16 protein-coding genes and 1 tRNA gene are annotated in these 23,627 nt (G+C 57.6%); 15 read left to right on the top strand and 2 right to left on the bottom strand.

The window, feature by feature from the left end:
* Positions 1-159 precede the first annotated feature (159 nt).
* The 6 genes from Tam1G_RS08465 (at position 160) to xylA (ending at position 6,599) form a co-directional block, all read left to right on the top strand.
* A tRNA-Asp gene (locus Tam1G_RS08465) sits at positions 160-236 on the top strand.
* A 326-nt stretch (positions 237-562) separates the two neighbouring features.
* Positions 563-1,513, top strand: coding sequence for an ROK family glucokinase (locus Tam1G_RS08460; protein WP_101626170.1), 951 nt, complete (start codon positions 563-565; stop codon positions 1,511-1,513).
* Positions 1,514-1,754: 241 nt separating this feature from the next.
* On the top strand, positions 1,755-3,212 hold the full coding sequence (locus Tam1G_RS08455; RefSeq protein ID WP_242689586.1) for a DHA2 family efflux MFS transporter permease subunit: 1,458 nt from the start codon (positions 1,755-1,757) through the stop codon (positions 3,210-3,212).
* A 71-nt stretch (positions 3,213-3,283) separates the two neighbouring features.
* Positions 3,284-3,703, top strand: a complete 420-nt coding sequence (locus tag Tam1G_RS08450) for a peptide deformylase (RefSeq protein ID WP_101626169.1) — start codon at positions 3,284-3,286, stop codon at positions 3,701-3,703.
* Positions 3,704-4,016: 313 nt separating this feature from the next.
* Positions 4,017-4,814 (top strand): hypothetical protein, encoded by a 798-nt coding sequence (locus Tam1G_RS08445; RefSeq protein ID WP_242689587.1) that lies wholly within the window; start codon positions 4,017-4,019, stop codon positions 4,812-4,814.
* 435 nt (positions 4,815-5,249) lie between these two features.
* Positions 5,250-6,599 (top strand): xylose isomerase, encoded by a 1,350-nt coding sequence (xylA, locus tag Tam1G_RS08440; RefSeq protein WP_101626168.1) that lies wholly within the window; start codon positions 5,250-5,252, stop codon positions 6,597-6,599.
* Between the two features lie 286 nt (positions 6,600-6,885).
* On the opposite strand, the gene Tam1G_RS08435 is transcribed toward xylA, so the two are convergent.
* Positions 6,886-7,926, bottom strand: a complete 1,041-nt coding sequence (locus Tam1G_RS08435; protein WP_101626167.1) for a LacI family DNA-binding transcriptional regulator — start codon at positions 7,924-7,926, stop codon at positions 6,886-6,888.
* Between the two features lie 369 nt (positions 7,927-8,295).
* Between Tam1G_RS08435 and Tam1G_RS08430 the strand changes: the two genes are divergently transcribed.
* The 9 genes from Tam1G_RS08430 to Tam1G_RS08385 all read left to right on the top strand — a co-directional run bounded on the left by Tam1G_RS08430 (position 8,296) and on the right by Tam1G_RS08385 (position 23,132).
* Complete coding sequence (locus Tam1G_RS08430; RefSeq protein WP_101626166.1) at positions 8,296-9,573, top strand: extracellular solute-binding protein; 1,278 nt, start codon at positions 8,296-8,298, stop codon at positions 9,571-9,573.
* Between the two features lie 93 nt (positions 9,574-9,666).
* Positions 9,667-10,692, top strand: a complete 1,026-nt coding sequence (locus Tam1G_RS08425) for a carbohydrate ABC transporter permease (protein WP_101626165.1) — start codon at positions 9,667-9,669, stop codon at positions 10,690-10,692.
* A 14-nt stretch (positions 10,693-10,706) separates the two neighbouring features.
* Complete coding sequence (locus Tam1G_RS08420; RefSeq protein ID WP_101626189.1) at positions 10,707-11,588, top strand: carbohydrate ABC transporter permease; 882 nt, start codon at positions 10,707-10,709, stop codon at positions 11,586-11,588.
* A gap of 164 nt (positions 11,589-11,752) precedes the next feature.
* Complete coding sequence (locus Tam1G_RS08415) at positions 11,753-13,381, top strand: glycoside hydrolase family 43 protein (protein WP_101626164.1); 1,629 nt, start codon at positions 11,753-11,755, stop codon at positions 13,379-13,381.
* Positions 13,382-13,495: 114 nt separating this feature from the next.
* On the top strand, positions 13,496-16,015 hold the full coding sequence (locus Tam1G_RS08410) for an endo-1,4-beta-xylanase (RefSeq protein WP_101626163.1): 2,520 nt from the start codon (positions 13,496-13,498) through the stop codon (positions 16,013-16,015).
* 140 nt (positions 16,016-16,155) lie between these two features.
* The gene (locus Tam1G_RS08405; RefSeq protein WP_101626162.1) at positions 16,156-18,153 is read left to right on the top strand and encodes a sialate O-acetylesterase; all 1,998 of its coding nucleotides are present in this window, start codon (positions 16,156-16,158) and stop codon (positions 18,151-18,153) included.
* A 33-nt stretch (positions 18,154-18,186) separates the two neighbouring features.
* A complete protein-coding gene (locus tag Tam1G_RS11955) occupies positions 18,187-20,961 on the top strand; it encodes a glycosyl hydrolase family 8 (protein ID WP_242689588.1) in 2,775 nt (924 codons plus the stop codon).
* Between the two features lie 50 nt (positions 20,962-21,011).
* Positions 21,012-22,784: a glycoside hydrolase family 43 protein gene (locus Tam1G_RS08390; protein WP_101626161.1), complete on the top strand. Its 1,773-nt coding sequence runs from the start codon at positions 21,012-21,014 to the stop codon at positions 22,782-22,784.
* 156 nt (positions 22,785-22,940) lie between these two features.
* Positions 22,941-23,132, top strand: a complete 192-nt coding sequence (locus tag Tam1G_RS08385; RefSeq protein ID WP_101626160.1) for a hypothetical protein — start codon at positions 22,941-22,943, stop codon at positions 23,130-23,132.
* A gap of 145 nt (positions 23,133-23,277) precedes the next feature.
* On the opposite strand, the gene Tam1G_RS08380 is transcribed toward Tam1G_RS08385, so the two are convergent.
* Positions 23,278-23,625: a hypothetical protein gene (locus tag Tam1G_RS08380; protein ID WP_101626159.1), complete on the bottom strand. Its 348-nt coding sequence runs from the start codon at positions 23,623-23,625 to the stop codon at positions 23,278-23,280.
* Between the last annotated feature and the right edge of the window lie 2 nt (positions 23,626-23,627).

Below are 23,627 nucleotides of genomic sequence, written 5' to 3'. Positions count from 1 at the left end.
ATATTGTCGAGGCACGTATTGTGGCATGTCGTTGTGGTGTGTCTGGACAGAGTGGTGATTGTTGCCGCAAATGGCAGATTATGGCGCGACACGCCGAGAGTTGGCGTACGGGGCGTTCTTCTGTAATATATCCACTCGTGCTTCATTGCGAAACACAACGGCCCCGTAGCTCAGTTGGTTAGAGCGCCGCCCTGTCACGGCGGAGGTCACCGGTTCAAGTCCGGCCGGGGTCGCCACCAAGCTTCCGAATGATTCGGAAGCTTTTTTGTTTTTGTCTGATTCCTGTTCTTTCATGTTCGCCGTGTCTTCGATGCCTTCGGTGCGGCAGCGCAGCGGCAAACTATCCTTCTGCGCGACACGCCATTGCGTCATGAATCTGGTGCAAAACCGAATGCTAACGTTTGCGTTAACAACCGTTGGTTTTGCAAGGCTGAAGGTGCTGGGCATGCACAACAGAACATGCTGCCTATGGTGCAGATTATGTACCTAGTGGTAATTAAGTCAGTGCTTTTCGTTATCATTCCGGTATCTTAACAGTTATTTTGTACTCAAGGAGCGAGTCATGACTACACTGGCCATCGATATCGGAGGAACCAAGATCGCCGCCGCCGTCTGCGATGAAAACGATAGCATCATCCAGCGTTGGCGCATTCCGACGCCGATGGACGCCGATGCCATCAATCAGAACATCGCAACCATGTACAAAGAGGCGGTCGCCTCCGGTCATACCGACATCCAGGCCATCGGCATCTCCGCTGCCGGCAACGTGGGCGCCGACCGCAAGACGCTGACGTTCGCCGCGAACATTCCTGCATGGATCAACTACGATCTTTCCGAGCATGTCGGCGCGCTGATCGATCATGCGGTCCCGGTCATCGTCGAGAACGACGCCAATTGCGCCGGCTGGGGCGAATACGTGCACGGTGCCGGACAGGGCAGCCGCAACATGGTGGCGCTGACCGTGGGCACCGGTCTGGGCGGTGCGATCGTCATCGACGGCAAGCTGTACCGCGGCTCCTTCGGCATGGCCGCCGAGCTGGGCCATCTGCCGATGGTTCCGGACGGCGACACCTGCGGCTGTGGTCTGCGCGGCTGCGCCGAGCGATACACTTCCGGCAGTGCGCTGGAGCACTTCGCCAAGTCGGCGGTCCGTCGTCGTCCGCAGGACGCCAAGCGTCTGCTTGAGCTGTGCGGCGGGGATGTGAACAAGCTGGAAGGCCCGATGGTCTCCCAAGCCGCTCAGGAAGGCGATGCGCTGGGCCTGTATGCGTTCGGCAAGATCGGCGAATGGCTCGGCCGCACCATGGCCGCCGTCTCCGCTGTGCTCGACCCCGACCTGTTCGTGATCGGCGGCGGCGTGGTGGCTGTCGGCGACATCCTGCTCGAGCCGGCCCGCTACAACTATGCGCGCTTCCTGGAGGGCAGCGCCTACCGTGGCCATGCCAAGATCGTGGCGGCCACCGCCGGTCAGGACGCCGGCCTCATCGGCGCCGCCAACTTGGCTCTGCGCTGACGTGGTTGGCTGCACGGACGATTCGCTGGTCTTGCAGCATGCGCACGGTGCGCGCATGGTATACGCGCATGGTATGCAATTGTCGATGTGCGAATGATACGGTGCGCGAATAACACAGTGTGCGAATAACACAATGCGGCCAACTGCGCAGCTTGGCGCAGCGCGGATTACAGCGGTGATTATATAGTGCGGTGATTCCTCTCGGGGAGTCACCGCACTGTACTGTTTATGGAGGGTGAACATGATGAATGATGCAGTGTCACAGCCGGCGGCATTGCCGAACGGCGGTAAACAACCAGTCTCCAACACACTCGTCATCGCGGTCGTCTCGCTCGCGATTCTGACTTTCCTGGGCATTCTGTCGGAAACGTCACTGAACATCGCCTACTCCACACTGATGGAAGAATTCTCCATCGGTGCCTCGGTGGTGCAATGGCTTACCACCGGTTATCTGCTGCTACTCTCAGTCTCGATTCCGAGCTCGCCGTTTATGGTGCGCAAATTCGCTACCAAAACCCTGTTCACCATGGCCATCGTGATTTTCGCCGCAGGCACATTGCTGGGTGCGCTCGCCGTCAACTTCCCGATGCTGCTCGCCGCCCGACTGGTTATGTCGCTCGGCACCGGCATCTCGCTGCCGCTCATCACCAACATCATTCTGGAAAAGGCACCGCTGGAACAGCGCGGCGCGATGCTCGGCATCGTCAGCTTGGTCACTTGCGCCGCGCCGGCCATCGGACCGGTATTCGGCGGCGTGGTCATGGAATACCTCAACTGGCACTGGATTTTCTACATTATGTTGCCATTTCTGCTGCTCGCATTCCTGCTTGGCATCGGCACCGTGCCGGAGATCCGCCACGGCGAGAAGGCTGCAATCAGCGTGCCATCGTTGCTTATGGTGGCGGTCGGCCTGGCCAGCGTGATATTGGCCGTCAGCTTCTTCGCCGAATGGAATGGCGATTGGCGATTCTGGGTTGTGCTCATGTTCGGTGTTGCGATGAGCGCCGCTTTTGCCTGGGTGCAGCTCAGGATGGAGCACCCGCTGATTGAAGTGCGCGTATTCACCTACTCCGGGTTCACGCTGGGTATGTTGATTCTGCTCATGGCTTCCGGCAGCGTGCTTGGCCTGAACTTCCTGCTGCCGATTCTGCTGCAGCGCGGCTTTGGCATGGGCAGTCTGATCGCGGCGCTCGCCCTGCTGCCCGGCGCGGTGGTCGGCGCAGTCTCCGCCCCAGTAGTCGGCAGTATGCTGAAAAGCCACTTTCCACCCAAGTTCATCATTATCGGATTCGCCGGCACCGCGATTATGGATGTGGTGTTTGTGACGCTGTCCGGCAATGTGTGGGTGGTGGCCATCGCCTATGCATTCTTTATGGCGTTTTCCGGATTCGTATTGGTGCCTGACCAGACCCACGCTCTGAACCAGTTGCCTGCGCGTCTCAACGCTGATGGCTCCGCCGCGATGAACACGATTCAGCAGCTCGCCGGTGCCATCGGCACGGCTGTGGCAAGTGCGTTGATTTCCGAGTTTTCGATTAATGCCGCGAACCATGGGGCGAATGCCGCGGAATCGTACCTGATCGCATTCCCACACAGCATGTGGGTGTTCACTGGCATGGCGGTGCTTGGTGTGGTGCTCGCCGCGTTGATGTTCCGATTCTCCACGCGCCGCACACCTGCACTCGTGGAGGTGAAGTAGTTCGCCCGGTGCATATTGATTGGCTTTATGATGAAAACGACAATCTCTCATAGAAGAAGCAGGAGCCGATAATGCAACGCCCTATTATGACTTCGCGCTCGTTTCTGCGTACGCCATCCGAACAAGCCGTGCCTGGTGACGAGCAGGTGATTGAAGACCTCGTGGACACGTTGGAAGCCAATCGGTCACGGTGCGTGGGCATGGCCGCCAACATGATCGGTGTGGGCAAACGCATCATCGCCTTCGTGGACGAAGACCTCGGCGGTCGTATCACGGTGATGCTCAATCCCGTCATCACCTCATCGGACGGTGCCTTCGATACTCAAGAAGGATGCCTATCCTTGACCGGTGAACGCCGCACTCTGCGCTATCGCCGCATCGAAGTCGACTACGAGGATCGCCGCTTCCGCGCACGCCATGCCACGTTCAATGGTTGGACCGCGCAGATCATCCAACACGAAGTCGACCACTGCAACGGCATCATCATCTGACCGCTGACGCGCATATGCACCGGTCGGTTGCTGGTTAGGATCAGCAGCCGATGGTGGGCGACACGCCAGAAGTGGTGTGGATAACTCATGGTCAGTGGATAACAGGCGGCTGGCCGGTGGGCAATCCGGGGGAAAACGGGGTTATCCACTGATTCCAGGTGAGGTTATGCACATTCCGTGCCGCTTGGAATCATTGGTTTTCCACATATCCACCATCGGCGGCGAAGGCCTTGCAGACGGTTGCGCGTGCGCCGTACAGTGTGCCTCACGGCGGGCAAGGAAGCCCGCCGTCCACACTTATCGGAAGGGGACAATGATGTCCGTTACAACTGCCGCGATCGGCGATCCGGGCTCGCCGGCAATGCTTGATACCAGAGACGTGGTGGAGATGTTCAAGCGCTTCAGCCGCACCGTCTATGACGACGCCCGCCGTGAGTTCTACCGCAAGGTGAACCTCAATCCGTTCAAACCCCATTCGCAATACGTCCTCCAGCTCGTGGAATGGTCGTTCCTCGACTGGTTCTCATTCGACTGCCGGATTACGGGCGTGGAGATCGCCGGCATCGGGCCCGAGGGGCCGCGTGTCGAATTGGAATACGATGCCTTGCGCGGTATCTCGCCGTTCCTGGCCGCAGCGGAATATCTGCATGATCACGACGGGGGAGTGGGGGATGCGGCTCTCGGTGATTTGCGGGAAGTGGATGAGAGCAATTTCGCCTCCATGTTCTGGATTAGGGACGCCAACGCCGTCCAAGGGCGGCTGATGGTGGAGGACCTCATCCATGGCGAGTTCTACTCCGTGTTCGATCCAATGGCGGCCGCGCAATATGACGGGGCTCATGGTGGGCTGATCGTCAACCGCATCGCCCACGCCCGCGGCATATGGCGTTCATGCGCGATACCGCTGTATGAGGCCCGCAGACCGGATGCGCCCGATGCGAAAGCGGATATAGCCAAGGAATTCCGCAATGCGGGGTATACGCCTGATGTGGCAGGGTTGCTGCGGTTCTTCTACGGGCGCGCCAAAGACACCGGGCTTGGTTGGGAGGATACGGTGTCGTTGCGCAACACCAGTGTGCTCGACCGTTTCCTGAATCGGGTGTGCGTGTGAACCTGAGTGGTTCGAGGTGACGGTCGGGGATAGTGTTGGCCGGCAAGCGCACAGGAAGGGGGTGCAAGGCATACGGGAAGGCTTACAGAGAACGTACACGGTTTCGGCGGATCGCGAAGGGGTGATCCGCCGTTTTTGTTGGTATGACGGCGGTCGTGGGCTATGGTCGCTGGCGATGGTGGCCGGCGCTGGATTGTTCGAGGCGGCCGTCAGATTCGGTGTGAAGGGGCTTGCGGCGATGATGCCTGTGATGCTGACCTTCAGTGATTTGTCGGGTCGAATAATCTCCGGATGCTCTGAAAACCGTTGTGCTCGCAGGCAACACGCCGCAAGATCGGTTATTAATTCAGTCGTTTGACAAATATAGTTCAGTGGTTTTATTATGTACTTGTCATTCGTAGTAACCACTACTGCACATGCAAAGGAGCTCACGAAATGGGTCTGTGGGATATCGATAAGATCGAGTACGTCGGCCGCGCCAAGGGACCGAAGGAGGGCCTCGCCTTCCACTACTACGACGCCGATAAGGTCGTCGCCGGCAAGAAGATGAAGGACTGGCTGCGCTTCGGCGTCGCCTGGTGGCACACCTTCAACCAGGAGCTCGTCGACCCGTTCGGCACCGGCACCGCACACCGTCCGTACTACAAGTACACCGATCCGATGGATCAGGCTCTGGCCAAGGTCGATTACGCTTTCGAACTGTTCCAGAAGCTCGGCGTCGAGTACTTCTGCTTCCACGATCGCGACATCGCCCCTGAAGGCGACACCCTGCGCGAGACCGACGCCAACCTCGACAAGGTCGTCGACAAGATCGAGGAGAACATGAAGGCCACCGGCGTCAAGCTGTTGTGGAACACCTCCTCCCTGTTCACCAACCCGCGCTTCGTGTCCGGCGCCGCCACCTCCCCGTTCGCCGACATCTACGCCTATGCCGGCGGCCAGCTCAAGAAGAGCCTCGAGATCGGCAAGCGCCTGGGTGCCGAGAACTACGTGTTCTGGGGCGGCCGCGAAGGCTATGAGAACCTGTGGAACACCGAGATGAAGCGCGAGACCGACCACATCGCCAAGTTCTTCCACATGTGCGCCGACTACGCCAAGGAGATCGGCTTCGACGCCCAGTTCCTCATCGAGCCGAAGCCGAAGGAGCCGACGCTGCACCAGTACGACTTCGATGCAGCCACCGCCATCAACTTCCTGCGCACCTACGACCTGACCGACGTGTTCAAGCTGAACCTCGAAGGCAACCACGCCAACCTGGCCGGCCACACCTACCAGCACGAGATCCGCGTGGCCCGCGAATCCGGCTTCCTCGGCTCCCTCGACGCCAACCAGGGCGACAAGCTCATCGGCTGGGATATGGATGAGTTCCCGACCGACCTCTACGAGACCGTGGCCGTGATGTGGGAGGTCCTGCAGGCCGGCTCCATCGGCCCGCGCGGTGGCCTGAACTTCGACGCCAAGCCGCGTCGTACCTCCTTCTACGCCGAGGATCTGTTCCGCTCCCACGTGGCCGGCATGGATTCCTACGCCGCAGGCCTGCTGGTCGCCGACAAAATGAACCAGGATCACTTCATCCAGGATCTCATGGCCGAGCGTTACAGCTCCTACGATTCCGGCATCGGCAAGGACATCGACGAGGGCAACGTCACCCTGGCCGACCTCGAGGCCTACAGCCTTGACAAGCCGCAGTCCGAGCTCATCGCCGCCACCAAGTCCGATCACCTCGAGTCCGTCAAGGCGACGATCAACAACTACATCATCGACGCCCTGTCCGAAGTCGAGTGAGCTGCGACTGACTCGTCTATGAATTGAATTCCTTTGTATGTGCGCACCATCACGAAGGCGGTGCGCACATACAAAGGATAATGACAGCAAAATCGTTTATATGTGCGCGTCGCAATCGTTGAGCCGCGCACATACCAACGGTAATAGGTCGTGGGTCTGTCTGGTGGATTCATGACCGCTCAAGATCTTCTCTGATTTCTTCCTTTCTTCTTCCTTCCTCCGCGAGAGCCGCTGCCGACACTGTTGTCGGCAGCGGCTCTCGTTGTACGCCCGAATGATCAGGGAGCTATGCCTTGGCGTGGGTTAGACGCCGCGTGCTGTCGCGAACCACAAGCGAGGTGGAAAGAATCACACGTTTCTGAATTGTGCGGCCTTCAGTGGTGTCGATGATCATCCGGGTTGCGGTGGACGCCATGTCTTGCAGCGGTTGGCGGACTGTGGTAAGTGCCGGGCCCATATAAGCGGAGGTCTGGATGTCGTCGAAGCCGATGACGGACAAGTCTTCGGGTATGCGGATTTTCAGCTGCCTTGCCGCTTCATACACTCCCATGGCCTGCAGATCGCTACCGGCGAAGATGGCGGTGGGGCGGTTGTGTTCGTCTTCGAGCAGCGCCATTGCCCCTTCGTAGCCGCCGGGCGTGGTGAAATCCCCCTCTGCGATGAGTTCAGGGGATGTGGGGATGCCGCGTTCGGCCAACACCGCGGAATAGCCGTCCAACCTGGCGCGAGAGCATAGCATCTCGTCCGGTCCGGTGATGATGCCGATTCTTTTATGGCCTAGCTCCAGCAGATGACGTGTGGCGATGACGCTTCCTGTCCAGTTGTCCGCCTGCACGGAGAGGTCATCCAATGTCGGGCTGCCGGACGGATCGAAAACGACGAATGGGATGTTGTGTGATTTGAAGAGATCGCGTTCCTTTTCGGTAAGGTTGGAAAACACGAGGATGGCGCCAATCGGATGACGCTCGATGAGCCCCTCCACCCATGCTGAATCGGGATGCTGACGGTCGCCGCTTTCGGCCACCATTACGTTGATGCCATGCTGCTTGGTCTCCCGGATGATGCCTCTGAGCACCTCCAAGGCCCAGATGGTCTCAAAATCCCTGAATACCACCTCGATGGTCTGTTGCTTGCGCTCGGGGGAGATTCTGCGGACATATCCGCTGTCTTTGAGCGCTTTGTCGATGGTCCTGCGTGCGGTGTCCGAGATGTCCGCCTTGCCGTTAAGCGCTTTGGAGACCGTGGCCAGGGAATATCCGGTCTGTTTGGCGATGTCCGAAAGTTTGACTTTGTTTTCGGCTGTTGGTTTCTGCGGTGTAGCGCTCATTGGTAATCACCCTTATCGTTGTACTACGCAATAGTATATTCGAAACTTTCGGAAAGTCAATTTTCGGTATTTGAGTAGTTCGATACTTCAAAAAGGTTGATATTAAGCCATTTTTCTGATTGTAAACACGTACCGCTCTAGTTTGCTCATTAAACTAAGTCGGTTTTATGATAGAGATATCGAAAATACAAAGTTGGTTTTCGACAGAGTTGAAGAAGGTGTCAACGGCACAGATGGTGAACGAGGCCTGTTGGTTATTGCGTAATCCGCGTAATTACTTGCATTGCTCAATAAATCCGCTGCTGAAAACACTTCGAAACTTTCGATAATGTACATGTCTAATGGCGTGAACATACAAAGGAGACGACAATGAAGTTCAAGACCATTGCAGCTGCTACGTTGGCCGTTGCGACGCTGATCGGCATGGCTGGCTGCGGCACTTCAAGCAATGCCAATGACGATAAGACCATCACGTTCTGGCACAATGCCTCGTCCGGTGACGGCAAGCAGTATTGGGCCGATCTTGCCGCTGCGTTCGAAAAGAAGAACCCGGGCGTGAAGATCGAGATCCAGGCCATCCAGAACGAAGACTTCGCTGGCAAGCTCCAGACCGCCATGCAGGATCCTGCATCCGGCCCTGATGTGTACATGTCTCTTGGCGGCGCGAAGACCCAGGAGATGATTGACGCAGGCCAGTCCTTGGATTTGACGGACAAGATCTCCGATACCGTCAAGACCGATATGAAGACCACCCTTTCCGCAGCCACTTTTGACGGCAAGGTCTATGGCGTTCCGGTCTCCGTTGAGCCGGGCGGCATCTGGTATTCGAAGGACCTGTTCACGCAGGCGGGAATCACAGAGGCTCCCACCACCTTCTCCGAGCTCAAGGACGACGCGCAGAAGCTCAAGGATGCGGGCATCACGCCGATTGCACTGGGCGGCAAGGACGCATGGCCGGCGGCGCACTGGTATTACTGGCTGGCATTGCGCGAATGCTCGCCGTCCGTATACTCCAAGGGCACAGAAAAGCAGGACTTCTCCGACAAGTGCTGGACTCGGGCCGGTGACGATCTGAAGGAATTGGCGGACATGGATGTCTTCAACGAAGGATACATGACCACCACGGCCCAGCAGGGCGCCAACTCCTCCGCCGGCTTGCTGGCAAACCACAAGGCCGCTATGGAACTGATGGGCGCATGGGAGCCGGGCGTGCTGAAGGATCTCACCCCTGACCAGCAGCCGATGGCCGATCTCGGCTTCTTCGCTTTCCCCTCCGTTGACGGCGGCAAGGGCGAAGACGGTGCTCTGATGGGTGGCGTCACCTACTTCCAGGTGAACCCCGAAGCTCCCGACATCGCCGTCGACTTCGTGAACTTCATGGCCGAAAAGGACAATCAGGAGAAGTACGCGACCGCGTTCTCCACCATCCCCGCCTCGACCGCAGCCCGCGGAGCCGTGACTGATGAATCCCTCAAGGCGGTGCTCGAGTTCCTCAACCAGTCCTCTTCCATGCAGCTGTGGATGGACACCGCTCTGGGCACCAATATCGGTACCGCTTTGAACTCTGGCGTGGTCAACATGCTGTCTGGCAAGGGCTCTTCGCAAGACATCGTCAAGGCTATGCAGGACGCTGCGGCCAAGGGCTGATCACCATCGCAAGGCTGGCTGCGGATGCGGTTGTCACACCGTTTCCGCAGCCGCCATTCGATGAATCGCTAACAACATCTGTGGAGTAAGAGCATGACGAGTACAAGCAACACCAACGTATCCGTGAAACATCGGAGCAAGCGCGTCACCGACGGCAAGGTACGCCGCAACATCGAGATCTTCATTCTTTCCGCACCGGCCATCATCCTGTTCTGTGCCTTTGTGATTCTTCCCATCATTTTGGGCGCGTACTACGGATTCTATAAGTGGAAGGGCTTCGGCACCCCCTCGAAGAACGGAAAGTTCGTCGGGTTGCAGAACTACGTCACCGCTCTGAGCGATCCCAACTTCCAAGCGGCCATCCTGCACACCTTCGAAATCGTCGTCGGCTCCTTAGTCATCCAAGCGCCGCTGGCGATTCTGTTCGCATTGCTGCTCAACCAGAAATTCAAAGGCCGCGCATTGATCCGCACCCTCATCTTCGTACCCTATGTGGTGTCCGAAGTCATCGTCGGCACTGGTTGGAGCCTGCTGCTGCAGAAGACCGGAGCAGTCAACCAGCTGCTCGGCAAAATCGGCATCGAAGGGCCGGACTGGCTGGCCGATCCGAAAATCGCAATCTGGACGCTGCTGTTGCTGATCAGCTGGAAATACATCGGTTTTGCCGTCATCCTCATGCTCGCCGGCATGCAGTCCATCCCCGAGGAGCTGTATGAGGCCGCCAGGGTGGATGGCGCCGGTTTCTGGCAGATGCAGAAGAGCATCACGCTGCCGCTGCTGGCACCGACCCTGCGCATCTGGGTGTTCTTGTCGATGATCGGCTCCCTGCAGCTGTTCGATTTGGTCTACATCATCTGGGGTCAGTACGTATCCACCACGGCAGGAGTGTCCACCATGGCCACCTACATGGTGCGTGAAGGCCGAGGGGCCGGCAACTACGGCTATGGTTCCGCAGTCGCCCTCATCATCTTCATCATCTCCCTGATTGTGGCTTTGACATATCAGCGCTTCGTGTTGAGCCGTGATCTGGACGGTGCACTGACCGAGCAGAAGCAAGCGAAGAAGCGCGCGGCGAAGCGCGCCAAGGAAGCCCAGCGTCTTGCTGAGGCCGCACAGTGAACGAGGTAAGTGAAATGTCAGCTGCAATCTCCACGTCAACAAAATACACCGCCAAGAACGGATACCGGCTTTCATCCAAGACACCTTGGGGCAACCCTGCCGTGTATTTCTTCTCGCTGGTTCTGGTCGCCATCTGCGTCACTCCGGTGCTGTATATCATCTTCGGCGGTTTCCGCACCAATTCCCAGATCACGAACGATCCTGCCGGACTGCCGAATCCTTGGGTGATCGACAACTACGTCGAGGTGATCACCAGCGACATCTTCTGGGGTGAATTGGTCAACTCTCTGATCGTCGGCATCTCGACGATGATAGGTGTGGTAGTGCTCGGCATCATGGTGAGCTTCGTCATCGCCCGATACCGTTTCCGCTACGCGCCGCTGATGTATGCGCTGTTCTCCGCAGGCCTGATGTTCCCGATGACGGTCGGTATCACTCCGCTGTATCTGATGATTCGCAACCTAGGACTGTCAAACTCGCTTGCAGGCATCATTCTGCCGCAGATCGCCTTTGGTCTGCCGCAGACCATCATCATTCTGGTGCCATTCCTCCAATCCATTCCGATGGAGCTCGAGGAGGCGGCGCTTCTGGATGGCTGCTCGCGTCTCGGATTCTTCGCCCGCATGGTCATTCCGCTGTCCATGCCCGGTGTGGCGACCACAGGCATTCTGACATTCGTCGGCAGCTGGAATTCGTACATGCTCCCGCTCTTCGTGCTCAGTAGCGACAGCAAATACACTTTGCCGCTCGGTGTGCAGATGTTCAGCTCGGAACACTCCGTAGACACCGCCCGAGTGCTGGCCTTCACCTCGCTTGCCATGCTGCCCGCCTTGATCTGCTTCACCATCTTCCAGAAGAAGATCGTGGGCGGTCTGACCGGAGCGGTCAAGGGCTGAATCGTGTGACCGGCAATCACACTTCGCCCATCAATCATCACATTCCATACCTGTGCTGCGGGAAGGACGGCTTCCGAGCTGTTTTCGGGGTGATTCCTTTGCGCCTCCTCCTTTCTCGGAACCTTCCCGCGGCACGGCCGATTCTTTTCAATGAGGAGAAGAACATGAAAATCTCCAACCCGGTGCTTCCCGGATTCAATGCCGACCCCTCGATGATCCGTGTAGGCGACACCTATTACATCGCCAACTCCACATTCGACTGGTGGCCGGGCGTGAGGCTGCATGAGTCCAAGGACATGGTCCATTGGAATCTGCTGCCCAGCCCCCTAAACCGCGTCTCCCAATTGGACATGAAAGGCAACCCATCCGGTGGAGGTGTCTGGGCCCCGGACTTGTCATATGCGGACGGAAGGTTCTGGCTGGTCTACTCGAACGTGAAAATCGTCAACGGGGCGTTCAAGGATTGTGCGAATTATCTGGTCACCGCCGAAGACATCCACGGCCCATGGAGCGAACCGATCCGCATCAACGGGGTGGGCTTCGACGCCAGCCTCTTCCATGACGACGATGGCCGCAAGTATCTGGTTCAGCAGACCTGGGATTTCCGCGAATACCATCATGCGTTCGATGGCATCACGCTGACCGAATTCGACACTGCTACCATGCGTCTGAAACCGGAGACGGCTCGTACCATCTGGCAGGGCACGGCAGTGAAACTTGTCGAAGGGCCGCATCTGTACAAGATCAACGGTTGGTATTACCTGTTCTGCGCCGAGGGCGGCACCCAGTATGAGCATCAGGAATCCGTGGCCCGCTCCCGTACGCTGGATGCCGAGTCCTTCGAGGGCGACCCGCATAACCCGTTCATCTCCAATTTCGATACGCCTGACACTTACCTGCAGAAGCAAGGACATGGCGCATTGGTGGAGACCACCGGTGGCGAATGGTATTACGCCTCCCTGTGCGGGCGTCCTTGGAGACATGATACGGAATCGTCCCACGGAGTGCGCGGATGGTGCACGCTCGGACGGGAAACCTCAATCCAGAAAGTCGAATGGGATGAAGACGGTTGGCCATATGTGGTCGGTGGACATGCCGGTAAACGGTTTGTCGAAGCGCCGCATGATGCCATCGTCACTGATGCCCCTATAGACCATTCCCAGCATGATGAGTTCGAGTCGGATGTTCTCGATCCTAATTGGAACACTCTGCGTGTGCCGTTTACTGACGCCATGGGACGTGTGGGCGGCGGTGCGCTGACCTTACGCGGGCAGGGGTCGCTGTCCAACCTGTTCGAGCTTTCGCTGATCGGCCGCCGTTGGCAGGCCTTCGACTTTGATGCCGAAACCAAGGTGACCTTCACCCCGGACAACTACATGCAAATGGCCGGACTCGTGAACTTCTACAACCATATCTGCTGGTCGTGGGCATTCGTCACTTGGTGCGAGGACTGCGGCAAGCGGGTAATTGAAGTCGCCCAGAACGATTTCGACGGGTATACCTCATTCCTCAAAGACAAGGCCATCGCAATACCGGATGACGTCGAATCCATATGGCTTCGTACCAAGGTGCGCACCAAGACCTACACCTACGAGTACTCGTTCGACGGAGAATCCTGGCATGAGATTCCGGTCACGCTGGATGCCGCAGTGCTTTCCGATGATTATGTGGCCAGCCATTATGGAGGCTTCTTCACCGGTGCCTTTGTGGGCCTTGCCGCAGTGGATCTCGCCGGCTATGGCAAGGAGGCCGTATTCGATTACTTCGATTACCGGGAGACCGAAGCCGAATAAAAGGATTCCTATGGAATCCGCAAGCTTGGAGCCGTGCGTGGGGCATGACTCCAAGCGTTGTTCCGATGGAGCCGGAACAACGCATCCATGTTGCCAAAATGAAAGGAGACAAGCATGGAGCACAGTCAAGAGTATCGGAATGGTGGGATGCGACGATGGTCCCGCATTGCGATCGCCGCATCCACGGCGTTGTTGCTGATGGGTGGCGCACTTGCTCCCAGCGTCTATGCACAAGAGCCGACGGCGGTGTTCGAGACTCCAAGTTCGATCAAGGACGCCTATGGCGCGCTCGGTATGAATGCCGGCGTGGCCATCGATACCCGTGAGGTCGGCAATGATGCGGCCAAACAGGTCGTGCTGAAGAACTTCAACCAGATTACGGCGGAAAACGATATGAAGCCTGAATACTGGTACAACGATGCTCACGAGTTCAGCATGCCCGAAAACGCGAAGACGCTGCTTCATTTCGCTGCGGACAACGGTCTGGCGGTATATGGTCACGTGTTGGCTTGGCACAGTCAGACACCGGATTGGTTCTTCCAGGCTGACGAGAACTGCGAGGATCAGAATCCGACTGCGGGCGTTATCGAAGGCTGCGCGTTGGCCAGCAAGGACCAGATGCTGGAGCGTGAGCGTGTGCACATCGAAAATGTCGCGAAGGCCATCACTGACGAGTTCGGCAAATTCGGCAGTGACACGAATCCGATCAAGGCATTCGACGTGGTGAACGAGACCATCAATGACGGTGATAGTCCGGAAACCAACGGCATGCGTAACTCGCTGTGGTACCAAATCACCGGCGAGGATTACATCGACAAATCATTCGAATACGCCAACCAGTACCTGAACGGCGAATACGCCGAACCTGGCGTAACCCATCCGGTGACGCTGTTCATCAACGACTACAACACCGACAGCGCCGGCAAGCTGGGACGTTATCAGTCATTGATCAAACGACTGGTCGAGCGCAACGTGCCTTTCGACGGCATCGGTCATCAGATGCACATCCAATTGACCACCAGCACGGCCAATGTGGAGAACGCTTTTGAGACCATGAGCGCTTTCGGCAAGAAGCAGGCCATCACCGAGCTGGATGTTGCCACCGGCACTCCCGTCACACAGGCCAAACTGGTTGAGCAAGGCCAGTTCTACTACAAGATGAACCAGATCATCAAAGAGCAACAGGAGAAGCATCACCAGTTCTTCTCGGTGAGCGTGTGGGGCGTCAATGATGGCAGGTCATGGCGAAACTCCGAAGGCGCGCCGTTGCTGTTCAACGACGAGTATCGGGCCAAGCCGGCCTACACCGGTTTCATTGGCGACAAGGACAATCTGCCTGAGACCATCAAGACGATGAATGTGTTCAAATCCGCCGAAGCCACTGTGGATGCGGCGCTGCCTTCCGATGGCACCACGGCAGGATCGGCCTCCATCTGGTCGAAGCTTCCTTCGGTACCGTTCTCCAAGAGCGAGGGCGCGGTGACCGGCAAGTTCCTGTCGTACTGGAATGACGGCACTTTGACCACTTATGCGGATATCAACGACGCGACCAGATCCGAAGGCGATGCCGTGACCATTACGGTCGGCGATGCGCGATATGTGGTCGACCGTCTTACCAGCAAGGCCGACAACGGTGCCACTGCTGCTGTCGTCGAGCGTGCTGACGGCACTGGATATCAGACCGTGGTGACCGTACCTGCGGCCACTGCCGAAAACACGACCATCGACGCCAATGTGCAAGCCACTGATGCCGCCACCAATGAGACCAATGGGTGGAATGCAGGTAACGTCAAGGGCACCATGTCGCTGATTCAGCAGCTGTACTACACCGAGACCAATGCGGTGCCGGCGGATGCGCAAGCGCCGGTTGTTGACGGTGATGGTACGGATGCCGTGTGGCAGCAGGCGAATGAGGTATCGCTGGACGCGGTCACCTCAGGTGTCGGTCAGGTAGAAGCCCAGGCCACTGCCAAAACACTGTGGAAAGGCAACAAGCTCTATGCGCTGGTGCAGGTCAAGGATCCGAATGTGAGCCTGACCAACAGCAACCCGTGGGAGAAGGACTCCGTCGAAGTGTTCATCGACCGTGGCAATACCAAGGGCACGGCATACACCGATGACATCCAGCAGATTCGTGTCTCCGCGGACGGCAAGGAACTCTCCTTCGGCTCCGGCGCCGCAACGGATGTGCAAGCCGCAAGGGTCGCTTATGGTGCGAAGATCGTGGATGGTGGCTATTCGGTCGAAATGGCCATTGACCTGGGCGAAGGCGACCATGCGGGAACCTTCCAGGGTCTTGATTTCCAGATCAACGATGCCAAGGACGGCGCCCGAGTGGGCACTCTCAACTGGGCCAATCTCAAGAGCGACGGCTACAAGACCGCCGAAGATTGGGGTGTCGCCCGTCTTGTCACCGAGAAGCAGACGCAGCCAGTCAACCCTGATGACGGCAAGGAAGATGCCGGCGATAACAATGCCGGCGATGCGGACAACAAACATTCCAACACCGCCGCCAAGCAGGATGGCGCGTCCATCGCCGACACCGGTTCCAGTGTGCTGCCATTGCTGGCGGGTGCGATTGCGCTGCTCGCCGTTGCCGGTGCGCTGACTGCCTTGCGTAGGCATTCGCTGTGAAACAGTTGAGTATCCGGAATTGATTCGATTGACTGCGGCCGTCTGCTCGCGCACACTGTGCGGCAGATGGCCGCAGCCGACGGATTGCATGACGCACAAACACGCCGCTCGCCGGTCTCTTCGTACGGAAGGAAAGACATATGCTGCGATTGCCAAAGCTGTTGGATGACGGTTGCGTACTGCAATCGTCCATGCCGGTCGCCATATGGGGGTGGGCGGAGCCCGGATGCCGCGTATCGGTTGGATTGCAAGGTCAAACCGTTGCCGGGACGGCAGACCGACATGGCTCCTGGTCCGTGGAATTGGACCCGTTGACTAGCGGCGGCCCATATACGCTCTCCGTGCAGGCTGAGGATTCCGAGCGCATGGACCGTGAAGTCTATGTGGGTGAGGTCTACCTGTGCGCCGGTCAGTCCAACATGGAACTTCCCATGGCATGGGTGAAAGCGGAATATCCCGGCGAATTCAAACGTGAACCTGATGCTCTGCTACGGCAATACAAGGTCGCTCCCCGGTACGATTTCGAGGGGCCTCGGCAAGATCATGAGCAGGCGGCTTGGTCGGTATGCGATGAACAAGGTCTGCCTGGCTTCAGTGCGATCGGTTATTTCTTCGGCCGCATGCTACGAGAGCATCTCGGTGTTCCGGTGGGACTATTGAACGTCTCCTTGGGAGGGTCTCCCATTGAATCGTGGATGAGCGCAGAGTCGTTGCAGGATTTCCCGGAAATACTGCAGACGCTGCAGCCATATATGGGGAAAGGCGTTGCCGAAGCGCGCAGCCGCAAGAGCATAGCGGCTCGGGACCATTGGTATCGGCAGCTTGGATATGACCAGGCGCCCCAGACAGGAAGCTGGCTGCCGTTGGGTCAATGGGATTGGCAGCATGACACGAGCGTTGATACGGATCCGAAGCTCCTGCAGTGGCGTTCGATGTCATTGCCGAACTTCTTCTCGGATCAAGGCCTAGCGGGCTTCCGTGGTGAACTCGAATTGCGAAAAACCATATATCTTCCGGCCTCTGCGGATGGACAGCCGGCGTCGTTGCAACTGGGCACCATGTCCGACGCCGAACACACGTGGCTGAACGGCCAGCTGCTGGGCGGGCGGACGAACCAGTATGAGCCCCGCGATTACAGCATTCCAGCCGGCGTACTGCGAGAAGGCCGCAATGAACTGCTCATCAGACTTGTATGCGAGCATGATGCCGGCCGTGTGACGCCCGGAAAGGCCATGACCATGGCCATTGGCGATGATGTGCATGATCTTGGCGGCAGATGGCGCTATGCCGTGCTTCACGAGGCGGATCAGGATTGTCCGTGGGAGGATTTTGTCCGATGGAAGCCGGTCGGATTGTACAATGCCATGCTTGCCCCATGCCTGCCGTACCGTATCCGTGCGGTGCTGTGGTACCAAGGCGAGTCGAACACCGGTGATTGGGCGGATCTCTATCGGGATATGCTCGCCTCCATGATTGGGATGTGGCGGGTCGGGTGGAATCAGGAGCGTTTGCCGTTCCTGATCGTCCAGCTACCGAACTTTGCCATCGACTGTGTTGGAGAGGATGGTGGCTGGCCGGTAGTGCGCGAGGCGCAGTGGGAGGTTTCCCAAATGGTGCCTGACGCGGCCACTGTCGTCACTCTTGATGCCGGCGATTGGAATGACCTGCATCCGGCGCACAAAAAACCGATTGCAGAGCGTCTCTTCCAAGCGGCTCGGCAACTGGTGTACGGCGAACCGTTGTCGGTCAGGCAGCCTCGACTGGCCGAAGCCAAGGCATCAGATGGGTCCATGGTGCTTACTTTCGGGGATTGTCCGATTGCCTCGAACAGGGTCGCTGCTGCTACTGCTGCGGAATCGGCACCCAGCCGCATATCCACCATTGACGGACACGAACCCGGAGAATTCACCTTTGTCTGGTCCGATGGCGGTACTGTGTCGGCAAACGCAACAATAGAAGGCAGTCAAGTAACCTTGTCGATGCCGAGTCGCACGCCTGATGAATTGCGCTATGCGTGGCGCAACAATCCGGATGACGGGTTGCTCTGCAATGAATATGGCGTCTTGGTGGCACCGTTCCGATTGCGTTTGCGCGACCTTGCCGCAGGGTGGCCGCGGCAATCCTGTGAGGAACAATAAGAACAACAAGGAAGTTACGGTAAGGAGATCGTGATGACTACCAACGGTGCGGTGCAGTCGCTGTTCGCCACATGCGGATACTCTCGCAGCCAGATCGACGCGCGTGTGGCGCAGGTCTGGCATGAGATTTTCGAGGGGCCGAACAAATTCTATTGGCAGACAGATGATGGCCTCGGTTATGTGATGGACACCGGCAACAATGATGTACGCACCGAAGGCATGAGCTATGCGATGATGCTCGCTGTGCAATACGACCGACAGGATGTGTTCGACCGTTTATGGGGCTGGGTCATGAAGTACATGTACATGGCCGACGGACATCACGCCCATTACTTCTCCTGGTCGGTGCGGCCGGATGGTTCCGAGCGTGCGGACGGTCCGGCGCCGGATGGCGAGGAATACTTCGCAATGGATCTGTTCCTTGCCGACCGCCGTTGGGGTAGCCGTGATGGCATCTATGATTACGCCGCCTGCGCTCGTGAGCTATTGCACTATTGCGTGCACAAAGGGCGTGACGAATCCGGCGAACCGATGTGGAATGCCGGCAACAAGCTCATCAAGTTCATTCCCGAAACCGAATGGAGTGATCCGTCATATCATCTGCCACATTTCTATGAAGTATTCGCTGCGCATGCAGATGAACAGGATCGTGAATTCTGGCATGAGGCGGCTTCCGCAAGTCGCGCATATCTGGAGGCGGCGTGTGACGCCCGGACCGGCATGAATCCTGAATATGCGCTCTATGATGGCACGCCGCATACCGAAGCACGATTCGGGCGGCATGATTGGTTCTTTTCGGATGCCTACCGGACCGCAGCCAATATCGGTCTGGATGCAAGCTGGAATGGCGTCACCGATCCGATACTGTGCGATCGTGTTGCCGCATTGCAGCGTTTCTTCCTGACTCACGATCGTACGTGCGCATATGCGGTGGATGGCACTCCGATTGATGAGCGGGTGCTGCACCCGGTCGGGTTCCTTGCCGCTACGGCCCAGGGGTCTTTGGCGGCGATGCATTCGGCGGAACCGGATGCTGTGGCCAATGCGCGGGTCTGGGTTCATATGTTGTGGAACACGCCTATGCGTGTGGGACATCGTCGTTACTATGACAATTTCCTCTATGCCTTTGCCGTTCTGGCGTTGAGTGGCGTCTATCGGTTCGAATGGTGTCGGGGAGCGGATATGAGCGGCGCCAAAGGGACCATCGCGGCGACTGGTATTGCCGGCCGTAATCCGGTCATATACAGTGATTTCCCGGATCCTGACATTATTCGGGTCAATGACGTCTACTACATGGCGTCCACCACGATGTTCCTTATGCCTGGGTGCGACATTCTTCGGTCCTTTGATCTGATTCATTGGGAATTTGTGGCGCATGCCTATGACGAACTTGAAAGCACCGCTGCCGAACGACTGGAGGAGCCTGGGCGTAACGCGTACGGCTGCGGAATGTGGGCGCCTTCGTTGCGTTATCACGATGGGACGTTCTCCATTGTGTTCACCGCCAACGATACGCAGAAGACATATGTGCTGGAAGCCGCCGATCCGGCAGGCCCATGGTCGAAGCGCGTGATTGAAGGCTTCTACCATGACAACAGCGTGTTGTACGACGACGATGGCCGCGTATATATCGTCTACGGCAATATGCAGCTGCATCTGACGGAATTGGAGCCGGATCTGAGCCGGCCAAAGCCAGGAGGGCTCAATCGGGTCATCGCACAGGACGATCCCGAATCCGATCTTGGTTATGAAGGGAGCCACATCTACAAGCATGGAGGCCGTTACTACGTATGGACCTGCCATTACAGACGGGGGCACCGCAAAACCGAAGTGTGTCTGATGTCTGATGCTTTGGACGGGCGGTTTGTATCACGGGAGATCCTTGATGACGATCTTGGATTCCACGGTCTGGGCGATGCTCAGGGCGGCATGGTCGATACGCCGGACGGCCAATGGTATGCCTTCATGATGCATGATCGGGGAGCGGTCGGCAGAGTGCCTACGATCATGCCGATGCGGTTTGGAAAGGATGGTTTTCCAGTACTTGGCATCAACGGAAAAGTTCCGTTTGAAATACATACGCCAACCAATGATGCGGAACGATGCTATGAGCCGCTGAACGGCGATGATGATTTCCTCTATGACTCCAATGCGGATGGTGAAGTCTCGTCCGGTATGCTGAAGCCGTTCTGGCAGTTCAACCACAATCCTCATCGTGACGCTTGGTCGGTTACTGATCAACCTGGCTCATTGCTATTGCGCGGCGGCACAGTGACTCAGAGTTTCAGCCATGCCTGGAATACGTTGACACAGCGTACAGTCGGTCCACGGTGCATGGCGGAGGTTGCAGTCGACGCCTCCATGCTGAAGACCGGTGACTTCGCAGGTTTGGCGGCAGTGCAGGGGTATTACCGGTTCATTGCAGTGACCAAAGCCAGCGACGGCGTATTCAGAGTGAGTGTGCAGGGCAAACCTCGTACGGATGAGTCCATCTGGGGCGATGGTGATTACGACAGCCCCGCTACCGAATATGATGCGGCGGAATTACGTGGTTCTTCAGTGGTGTTGAAAGCCATTTATGACTTCACCGACAAGAAAGACAAGGTCGCTTTCGAGTATTTGGATCCCGCATCACCAATTCCATGCTGGACGCGTCTGGGCGGCATACACCCCCTGTATTACACGCTGGACTACTTCATCGGCTGTCGAATAGGTCTGTTTCTGCTGCCGACCGAGGAATGCGGCGGTTCGGCCGCCTTCAGCGCTTTTCGTTTCTTTGGGCCGGAAGCAACACCTGAATTGCTGTAAACGAGAACAGAGCATCGCATACGTCGATATGAGAGAAAGGTTCTATCTGTATGCATAACGAAACATTTCAATCATTGTCTTCAGACGTGCGCCCGCGCATAGCAGCCAATCCGGTGCTGCGGGGCATGTATCCGGATCCCTCATGGATATGGGATGACATGCGTGGTGAAATCGTGCTGGTCAACTCGTCATTCGAGCTGACGCCGGGGCTGCCTATTCATGTGACGCGGGACCTGGTGTCTTGGGAACATGTTGGCGATGCGGTGGATGCTGCGATGGCCCATCGGCTGCTGATCGACGGGGTCGAGGATTCCGGTGGCCTGTACGCGCCGACCATTCGGCGCATCGGCAAGCGATATGCGATTGTTTGCACTGTGGCGCGTGTGAACGAGCCGAAGGCGCTTGCCGCCGGATGTGCGCCGGAAGACATCGAACAGTGCCGTGCCGCGCAAGGCAATTTCGTGATTACGTCGGATGCGTTGGAGGGCCCATGGCATGGCCCGTATTGGGTTGCGGGTGCGGAAGGCATCGACCCGGATATCTTCGAAGACAGTGATGGCACGGTCTGGTGGACACAGACCCGTCCGGCGGTCAAGCCGCAGTGGGAGGGGCAAACCGAGGTTTGGACGCAACCCATCGACCCAGACACATGGATGCTGCAAGGCCATAAAACCGTGATCTGGCGTGGATATGGCGTCAACGCGGTATGGGCTGAAGGGCCGCATCTGTATCGTTTGGGTGAATGGCTGTATCTGATGACCGCCGAAGGTGGCACGAGTTTCGAGCATAGCGAGATGATGATGCGCACCTATGCGCCCCGTGGATTTGCGGCGGCGCTTCATGGGTTCGAGCGTGAGCTTGCCGCTCGCGATACATGGATCGAGCCGGCGCGCGAAACCGAACACAGCGTCGTGGGGCAATATGATCGCCTGTTCGAAGCGTGCAAGAAGAATCCGATACTTACGCATCGTCATCTGGGCAATGACGAACTGATTCAGTGTGTGGGCCATGCCGATCTGCTGTGCCATCCTCAGGCTGGCTGGTTGCTCGCTTGCCTTGGTGTGCGTGAAACGCCCGGGGCTGAGCAAGGGGAGTTATTCAGCTATCTGGGCAGGGAGACATTCGTCGCGCCGGTTGTTTGGGAGCGTAACCCTGTTTCATGGAAGCTGGAGGGCAATGGCCCCACCAAGCAGGACGATGCTGCGGATCCCGGTTGGCCGGTGGTCGCTCCCGGTCTAGGACGTCTACCGGACGTAATCTTCGTTACTGTGGACGACGACGGTTCGCTGCATGCCGTGGACTCTCTTGTGCAGGGGAGGGGGAAAACCACGGATGATGCTCGTGGCTCGTACATCTGCGCTGAACGTATCGGTTCGGAAGACAATCGCTCGGTCAGCGTCCGCGGACGTGACGGCTATCGGTTCATGCGCGTGGATTCACTGGACTATGCGGTTATGGTTCGCCCGGGGCATGAGCTGATGCTGCATCAGGATTCTACGCATGCCGTGACGATGAGACTTGTTGATGACCGGCTGCAGGCATCCATTGTTGATCGGGGCGAAGAATCCCTGTTGGATTTGGGACATGCCGAACCAGGAGAATGGTTCGGTGTGCGTTTGCGGAATAACTGTCTGCAATTTCTCGCCAGTCGGGTATCGGCTGCGGACGTCGACAATGCTGATCGAGATGTGGCGATGATCATCCATGCCGATGGTTCGAAGGCTCGCCTGCTGGGACAATGCGATGCGCGTTTCCTAAGTACAGAGTGGGCGGGAGGATTCGTGGGATGCCTTGCAGGCGCCCGGGTCATTTGCAGCCGCTGATGATAGCCGAATGATTCACTGCCGTCTGCCGGATTATACGGGTGGACGGCAGGGCGTTTCGGCTTGCGTTGATTGCAATCATGCTATATGGTTAAATCATCGAACTAAATACGTGATCATTCAAGCAACACCTGCAACGTCAATGGAGATAATGTCATGAACGCTCATCAGAAGCTGCTGTTCGCGCTCGCTGTACTTGCCGTGGTCTATGTCGTGCTGCTGTTTGTGGCGCCGATCGCAGCTCCGGTCGGTGCTGTGCTCACCGCCGCCGGCCTTGTGCTTGTCTCGACCCGGTATGTCTGGAGGCCCAAGTTCCTCGCGCTGTTCGAAGCGGAGGAATCCTGCTGAACTGTCTCGAGGTATTGCTTCGCGCCGGTCTCGGATGAGGATGTGGCGGGTGCGGCAATAATTCAGATGCGAAAAGGCGTTATGCGCATGGTATCTCATGAAACCACGCGCATAACGCCTTGTTATATATAAAACAGGAAGAAGCCTACTTCTTCTTGGCTTTCTTCACGCGCTTCGGCGCGGCGGTGGGCTTCTTGGGCTCAAGGAACGGCCACTTGGCCAGCGCCCACGCGTGCAGCGGCGGAATCTTGCCGATGGCGAAGCCGATGACCAGACCGATGACGATGCCCCAGGTCTCCAGATCGTGGCCGGCGACCAGCAGGCCGATGAATACCAGTGCGATGACGAAGCTGATGAGCTGCGACGCCTTGGATTGCTTGGTGGTCACTTCGCTGGCCTTCATCGGGATCAGTCCCAGAAACAGTCCGCATGGAATGCAGACAACGGCCAAAACGATGCTGATGATGGTTGACATGGTTGCAGTTGCCTCCATTG

Source organism: Bifidobacterium imperatoris (assembly GCF_002860405.1).
Classification (GTDB): Bacteria; Actinomycetota; Actinomycetes; order Actinomycetales; family Bifidobacteriaceae; genus Bifidobacterium; species Bifidobacterium imperatoris.
Note: the sequence above shows the minus strand (reverse complement) of the source record. Positions and strands in the feature narration are given on the sequence as shown.

Bases quoted from the DNA above. Each gene is read 5' to 3' on its own strand.
- Tam1G_RS08460 (WP_101626170.1), top strand. From the start codon at position 563: ATGACTACACTGGCCATCGATATCGGAGGAACCAAGATCGCCGCCGCC.
- Tam1G_RS08455 (WP_242689586.1), top strand. From the start codon at position 1,755: ATGATGAATGATGCAGTGTCACAGCCGGCGGCATTGCCGAACGGCGGT.
- Tam1G_RS08450 (WP_101626169.1), top strand. From the start codon at position 3,284: ATGCAACGCCCTATTATGACTTCGCGCTCGTTTCTGCGTACGCCATCC.
- Tam1G_RS08445 (WP_242689587.1), top strand. From the start codon at position 4,017: ATGATGTCCGTTACAACTGCCGCGATCGGCGATCCGGGCTCGCCGGCA.
- xylA (WP_101626168.1), top strand. From the start codon at position 5,250: ATGGGTCTGTGGGATATCGATAAGATCGAGTACGTCGGCCGCGCCAAG.
- Tam1G_RS08435 (WP_101626167.1), bottom strand. From the start codon at position 7,926: ATGAGCGCTACACCGCAGAAACCAACAGCCGAAAACAAAGTCAAACTT.
- Tam1G_RS08430 (WP_101626166.1), top strand. From the start codon at position 8,296: ATGAAGTTCAAGACCATTGCAGCTGCTACGTTGGCCGTTGCGACGCTG.
- Tam1G_RS08425 (WP_101626165.1), top strand. From the start codon at position 9,667: ATGACGAGTACAAGCAACACCAACGTATCCGTGAAACATCGGAGCAAG.
- Tam1G_RS08420 (WP_101626189.1), top strand. From the start codon at position 10,707: ATGTCAGCTGCAATCTCCACGTCAACAAAATACACCGCCAAGAACGGA.
- Tam1G_RS08415 (WP_101626164.1), top strand. From the start codon at position 11,753: ATGAAAATCTCCAACCCGGTGCTTCCCGGATTCAATGCCGACCCCTCG.
- Tam1G_RS08410 (WP_101626163.1), top strand. From the start codon at position 13,496: ATGGAGCACAGTCAAGAGTATCGGAATGGTGGGATGCGACGATGGTCC.
- Tam1G_RS08405 (WP_101626162.1), top strand. From the start codon at position 16,156: ATGCTGCGATTGCCAAAGCTGTTGGATGACGGTTGCGTACTGCAATCG.
- Tam1G_RS11955 (WP_242689588.1), top strand. From the start codon at position 18,187: ATGACTACCAACGGTGCGGTGCAGTCGCTGTTCGCCACATGCGGATAC.
- Tam1G_RS08390 (WP_101626161.1), top strand. From the start codon at position 21,012: ATGCATAACGAAACATTTCAATCATTGTCTTCAGACGTGCGCCCGCGC.
- Tam1G_RS08385 (WP_101626160.1), top strand. From the start codon at position 22,941: ATGAACGCTCATCAGAAGCTGCTGTTCGCGCTCGCTGTACTTGCCGTG.
- Tam1G_RS08380 (WP_101626159.1), bottom strand. From the start codon at position 23,625: ATGGAGGCAACTGCAACCATGTCAACCATCATCAGCATCGTTTTGGCC.